This is a genomic window from Syntrophales bacterium, from assembly GCA_030018935.1.
Classification (GTDB): domain Bacteria; phylum Desulfobacterota; class Syntrophia; order Syntrophales; family CG2-30-49-12; genus CG2-30-49-12.
The window spans coordinates 1-5,519 of the sequence record JASEGZ010000074.1 but is presented as its reverse complement, the minus strand read 5'-3'; the positions used below and the strand labels follow the sequence as shown (position 1 = coordinate 5,519).

Here is a 5,519-nt window from a genome sequence, read left to right as displayed (position 1 = left end):
AATTCCTATGCCCAATGAGCAATTTTATGTCAAAATTTCCAGATGTCTGAAATTACAATAATATAAAGATTTTCGTTGTCAAGGAAAAGTTAGCATCTACAAAATTTTTTGTACGTCTGCTGAATACTAAAAAACTCTCTCACTCATGTGCAAATCCCTAACCGGACATTGCTGAGGTAAGCCATGAGTTAATCTCTCATAAACGGTTCTATTTTCTTGACTACGAAGATAAGACATAGTAGCTTTTGGACATGCCGAGAACAGTAAGGGTAAGCGTTCAGCTGTCAGTCCTCAGTTTTCAGCTAAAACCTGTCTTACTGATCGCTGAACGCTTACCAGTATGGGGGTATCTGGAGGGATTTTGGCAGTATTTGAGAGGTTTACGGAAACAGTCGGCCTTTTCCCGGAGCTCATCTTTCTTCAGATGAAGGAAGAGACATGCCTGAGAAGCCTCACCTTTGGCGAGGTTTATGAGAGAGCCAAAACTATCGGGCGTTATCTGATAAATACAGGAATAAATAGGGGAGACAGGGTTGCCATATTTGCGGAGAACACCCCCGAGTGGTGTATTGCCTATCTGGGCATTGTTTCGATCGGCGCCGTTGCCGTTCCCCTCGATGTCCAATATGGAAGGGATGAAGTAGAGAATCTCCTCCGGGATTCGGAGAGCAGGGTAGTTTTTACCTCTAAGAATCTTCTTTCCCTTTTAAACGATGCCGCAAAAGGCCTGAAAATCAGGATAATCTCCCTTGATACGCCGATCCCAGATTCACCACCGGCTGAATTTCCGATGGTCAGCGATGACGACCTCGCTTCTCTCCTCTATACCTCAGGCACTACCGGTATCCCCAAAGGGGTAATGCTTACTCACGAAAACCTCCTCTCCAATGCAGATGCCCTTCTCAAACCGGGAGTAGTATCACATAACGATCACGTCCTGTCTATCCTTCCCCTCCATCATGCCTATCCTTTCATGGTCTGTTTCCTTATGCCCTCTCTGGTGGGAGGTAGGGTTACCTTCCTCAATTCCCTCAAGGGGCCGGAGATTATGAAGACCATGAGAGAAGAGGGGGTGACCATACTGGTGGGCGTCCCCCAGTTGTACTTTCTGATACGGAAAGGGATAATGACCGGGATAGAATCTCTTCCGGGGTGGAAACGGTTGATCACCAGACTTATGTTTACTGTCGCGAGAGGAGTAAGGAGAGGTACGGGCTTCAATGTAGGAAGGGTTGTATTTAAAAAGGTCCATCGGGAGTTCGGGACAAGGCTTAGATTCTTTACCAGCGGTGGGGCGAGGCTTGATCCCGCCGTCGCATCTGATATGGAGGTACTTGGTTTTACAATCCTTGAAGGTTACGGTCTTACAGAGACATCCCCTGTGGTCACCTTCAACCTGCCAGGGGCCAAGAGGATAGGTTCGGCTGGCAGGGCTGTCGGGGGGGTTGAGGTAAGGATAGACAACCCCGACGTCTCAGGCGTAGGAGAAGTTGTTATCAGGGGCCCCAATGTGATGAGGGGCTACTATAAGAATCCCGCGGCCACGGCCGAGGTTGTAAGGGAGGGGTGGTTCCACTCAGGCGATCTCGGCTGCCTCGACCCGGATGGCTTTCTCTTTATCACAGGGAGAACTAAGGAAGTTATCGTCTTAAGTTCCGGAAAGAATATCTACCCGGAGGACGTGGAAAACCATTATCTTCAAAGCCCGTACATAAAAGAGGTTTGTATTGCTGGCATCCCCGATCCTTCGCATCCGGGAAGCTTCGTAGGTATCAAGTCCCTCATATTTCCAGATTTTGAAAAAATTTCTGCCGATGGTATTGCCAATATCACCGAGGCGATAAGATGGCAGATTGAAAAGCTATCCGCAACACTGCCGCCTTACAGCCGGGCCACTGATTTTGGCATATTAAAGGAACCTCTTCCGAGAACCCATCTCGGCAAGATAAAGAGGTTCATAGTAGGGGAGGTGGCCTCGGCTGCGGCAACGGAAGAACTGCCCCTCTCCGATGAAGAACAGAGGCTTATAGAGTCAGATGTCGGCAAGGTGGTCCTTCAGGCCCTGTCGTTTATAACCGAGCGAAGGGTCTCCCCGCGTTCCCATCTTGAGATGGACCTCGGGATAGACTCCCTCGGAAGAGTAGAGCTTATGGTAGCCCTGGAGAACGGTCTGGGTGTAGCGATCCCTCCGTCTTTTCCGTCGGAGGTTACCACCGTCAAGGATGTTATCCTCCGGGCGATAGAATACACAGGTGGGGCGGTAGAGATAGAGTCTCTCAAAAAACCTGTATCCTGGAGCGAGATCCTCAGGCAATCCCCGCCGGACGATATGATGGACAGGATAAAATTGAAAAGTGGGGTTATAAGCAATGCCATTCTTCACCTCGTTTTATGGTTTGTCTATCTTGCTGCCCGTGTCTTCCTGAGACTTGAAGTGAGGGGGAGAGAAAATATTCCGGCTGAGGGGGCCTGCATAATTGCTCCGAACCATGCAAGCTATCTCGATGGTTTTATCGTTGGCGCTGCACTCAGGGAGAGGCTTACAAAGTTGTACGCCGTTGGTTTTCGGGGTTACTTCCGCGGAGCGATGACCTCAAGGCTTGCCAGATGGGGGCACATTATCACCATAGATGCGAATTCAGGTCTTTCGGAATCACTTCAGGTATCTGCCTATGTCTTGAAAGAAGATATGGCGCTTATCGTATTTCCCGAAGGGGGCAGGTCGGTGGACGGCAGGATAATGCCCTTCAAGAAAGGGGTTGGCATCCTGGCCGGGGAGTTGAAAGTACCCCTGATTCCCACTTATATAGAGGGTTCTGTTGATATATTACCCAGAGGGGCGTGGCTGCCGAGGCTCAAAAAGGTGAGGATTACATTTGAGGCGCCCTTAACTCCTGATGATATGGGGGGACTGGATTACCAGGGGATAGCAGACAGACTCAGAGAGAGTGTGATCTCGCTGCAAAGGATTGGATTGTCAGGATAAATATGGGAAGTGTCCCCGTGCCGTGCGTGCCGTGTGCGTGCCGTGTCCCCGTGCCGTGCCAAATTCTCTCCTGCTTACGTTTTGACACGAACAAACAAGATGACGGCTGCAAAGCCGAAGATAATGTTGGCAAGCCAGGCAGATAGAATGGGCGGTATTGTTCCGGAACGACCGATGCTTATGGCAAAGGCATGGACGATCCAGTAAGAGAATCCGATAGCGATACCTGCTCCGATGCCCTGCGCAACGCCACCGCTCCTTTCTGACTTTAAGGGAAAAGAAATCCCGATCAATGTAAGAATGATACTGACGAAGGCAAAGGCAATCTTTCCATGCATGTCTGCGAGATATCGTGTGGCATCGTACCCCTCAGACCGGATCTTTCTGATGTATCTTTTTAGTTCAAGGTACCCCATCTTTTCCGTATCTTCCTGAACAACCTTGAAATCGGATGGTTTTTCAGGAAGGCCGATGATGCCTTCCTTCAGCCGTTCAAGGGAGGGAAATCTACCACCGGGAAATCTCGCAATCAGTACATTGTAAAAGACCCATTTACCCTCTTTCCATACAGCTCTTTCAGCATCGATCTGCATCGTCAACTCAAACTTTTGATTAAGGTAGTAGATAGTGATTCCCCTTAATGTATTTGTCTTCTGATCAAAGATCTTGAAGTTGTAAATACCTTTCTTTCCCCTGTACCATATTTCGTTCTGCTTAAGAACTCCCGGCGCTTCCTGCTTTTGCACTTCCACGTATTTGATATGTTCTGCCTTCCGGTTGGTGTAAGGGGTGATAAATTCGCCAATGAGAAAGGCAAGGATGGAAATGATTACAGAAATGATGATCGGAGGAAGCGAGATTCTGTACAGGCTGACTCCGTTTGCTTTCATCGCTGTGATTTCGCCGTGTCTCGACAGGGAGCCAAATGTCATGAGGGAGGCAAGCAGGCAAGCGGCGGGAACGGTGAGGGATGTAATCATAGGAATGGTAAAGAGGAAATAGGATGCTATCTGGTCCGGGGAGGCATCGTTACTTAAGAACATCCTGATTCTTCCAAAAAAATCAACAATCAGATAAAGGGATATAAAAGAAGCGCAGATGAGCAGGAATAACTTACCGAATTCTTTGGATATATACCTGTCCAGGGTGGTGGTCATGGCCTATCCTTTACCCTTCTTGATTGGCCTTCTTAAAAATGCGCCTCTGAGATGAAAGCCTAGAGGTTTTTCTTTCGCTGCCATAATGAATAGATAGATGCCAACCATTCCGAAGATCACATTTGGTGTCCATGTCCCTATGAGGGGGGAAAGGCCTCTTGTCTCTACAAGGGCATCACCGCCCAACTGGAGGAGATAGTAGATCAGAACGGTAAAAAGACCGATGGTAAATCCTCTTGATTTTACCGATCTGTGCGCCCTGATTCCGAGGGAAATTCCGAGAATGCCAAAGATGATACAGGAGGTGGGGATAGAGAATTTTTTGTTCAGTTCGATAGCGAGTTCCCTGAGGGCTGTCTCTTCTAAACGTGGACTCTTCATCTTTTCAACCAGTTCACGGACCGTCATATCTTCAATGCCCTTTTTCCCGGCCTTTTTTTCATCGGAGATAGGTGATTCTATATCGAGATTGATATCATAGGAGCTAAAATCCATCTTTCGATAGTTCTTCAGGTTCGTCTCGACCATGTAAGCACTGCCGTTTTCAAGTCTGAGCGTGACGGCAAGCGCACTGGGATCAGATACGAGAGATGCTTTACGTGCAATGATGGTACATGGTTCCCCGGTGATACGGTCATCGGAGATAACGACCCCTTCCATAAAGTTGCCATGGACAGGTATTCTGTCCACGTAAAGGAGGAGGCCCTTGAAATCGTCATTAAAGACTTTTTCCCTGATGCCGATGCTGGCCTTTTGCCTGGCAATGTTAAACAGCAGGTTTTTCGTGGCATAGTTGCTATGGGGAACCAGAAACAAACTTGTAACGGCGGTCATAAGTAAGGCAATCGCCGATGCAAGGGCAACAGGATAGAAGATCTGATACAGGCTTATGCCAGATGCCTTCAAGACGGTGATCTCGTTATCGCCGGAAAGTCTGCCCAATCCAATCAGTATCGAAATCAGCAGCGATATAGGAATAGCAAAGATCAAAAATGAGGGCATTAAAAAAAAGATGATTTTTGCTATGTCAATGAGACTGACCCCTTTATTGACCATCAGGTCCATGAGCTGGAGGATTTTCCCCATGAGCAGGACAAAGGTCAGGACAAAGAGGATCATGAAAAAGGGAATGGAAATTTCCCTCAGGATATAGCGGTTGACGATTTTAGGCATGAAGCGGGACTTTCTGGCATTTAAATTTTGCATGTATAGACTAACATGGAATTAAAGGCTTTTGTCAATAAAAAGGTGAATAAGTTTGGGAAGAAACCAATCAATAAGTTTGCATGAAATAATCCATCTATTATGTCAAGAGTAAATAGAATTGTCCGCTTTTTCTGTTCTTCAAAGGGGCCCTTTTTTTGAACAGGAGGTAA

4 protein-coding genes are annotated in these 5,519 nt (G+C 47.5%); 1 reads left to right on the top strand and 3 read right to left on the bottom strand.

What is annotated here, in order from left to right:
- Positions 1 to 361 precede the first annotated feature (361 nt).
- Positions 362 to 2,986 carry an AMP-binding protein gene (locus QMD03_09790; protein MDI6777503.1) on the top strand — a complete coding sequence of 875 codons (2,625 nt, stop codon included), beginning with the start codon at positions 362 to 364 and terminating at the stop codon, positions 2,984 to 2,986.
- 74 nt (positions 2,987 to 3,060) lie between these two features.
- Here the strand turns inward: QMD03_09790 and lptG are convergent, their stop codons facing one another.
- From lptG to QMD03_09775, 3 genes are all read right to left on the bottom strand, one after another.
- Positions 3,061 to 4,143 (bottom strand): LPS export ABC transporter permease LptG, encoded by a 1,083-nt coding sequence (gene lptG / locus QMD03_09785; protein ID MDI6777502.1) that lies wholly within the window; start codon positions 4,141 to 4,143, stop codon positions 3,061 to 3,063.
- Positions 4,144 to 4,146: 3 nt separating this feature from the next.
- Positions 4,147 to 5,316 carry an LPS export ABC transporter permease LptF gene (gene lptF / locus QMD03_09780; GenBank protein ID MDI6777501.1) on the bottom strand — a complete coding sequence of 390 codons (1,170 nt, stop codon included), beginning with the start codon at positions 5,314 to 5,316 and terminating at the stop codon, positions 4,147 to 4,149.
- A gap of 20 nt (positions 5,317 to 5,336) precedes the next feature.
- The coding region (locus QMD03_09775) for a hypothetical protein (GenBank protein MDI6777500.1) at positions 5,337 to 5,519 on the bottom strand (183 nt) is incomplete at its 5' end.

What these genes read in the sequence shown, in the direction of transcription:
- lptG (MDI6777502.1), bottom strand. Translation starts at nt 4,143, where the DNA reads ATGACCACCACCCTGGACAGGTATATATCCAAAGAATTCGGTAAGTTA.
- lptF (MDI6777501.1), bottom strand. Translation starts at nt 5,316, where the DNA reads ATGCCTAAAATCGTCAACCGCTATATCCTGAGGGAAATTTCCATTCCC.